Source organism: Oleiphilus sp. HI0128 (genome assembly GCF_001635365.1).
Window position 1 is genome coordinate 1 of sequence record NZ_LWGG01000078.1, and the last position, 726, is coordinate 726.

Sequence of the window (726 nt, forward strand, 5' to 3'; positions counted from 1 at the left end):
TCATCACCATCTAGTTTTGCTTTCGCTTGTTGCCACAAACCAACAAATGGAGAGCATTATGAACAGACAACCAAACTTCTTAGAATTGATAAGCTTTACCCTATTATTCGCATTTAGCATGATGTCGCAGGCCGCTGGACTCATGTCACCCGCAAACGGTCAGCTACCAGCGTTGGAAATAAAACAACACCATGTAGATGTCACTATCGAGGATGGCTATGCCATTACTTCAGTAACACAATTATTTTTCAACCCGAATGACACCACGCTAGAAGCAATCTACTCCTTCCCCATTCCAGAAAAAGCAGCGGTAGGAGAGTTCACCTATTGGATAGACGGTAAAGCTGTGACTGGCGAGGTGCTTGAGAAAAAACAAGCTCGCGAGATTTATGAGCAAGAAAAAGCACAAGGCAGAGAAACCGCCTTAACAGAACAGGATGAGTATAAATCTTTTGATAGTGCCGTTTACCCGGTTTTGCCAAAGCAAGATGTCAAAATCCGATTAGTCTACATTCAAGCTGTCCATTCAGACCATGGCATTGGCAGTTATGTCTACCCACTTGAAGATGGTGGCGTCGATGAAGAAAAGTTGGCCTTTTGGAGCTACAACGAAGTGGTAACCGAAGCATTCAGCTTCAAGATGAATATAAGATCCTCTTACCCTATTGACGATGTCCGTCTTCCGAAACATCCGCAGGCAATTGTCACCTCAAACACGAATCAGGC

At 44.1% G+C, this 726-nt stretch carries 1 protein-coding gene; it reads left to right on the forward strand.

The window, feature by feature from the left end:
• Positions 1-58: 58 nt before the first annotated feature.
• On the forward strand, positions 59-726 hold a 668-nt coding region (locus A3763_RS00995; protein ID WP_255376593.1), incomplete at its 3' end, for a VIT domain-containing protein.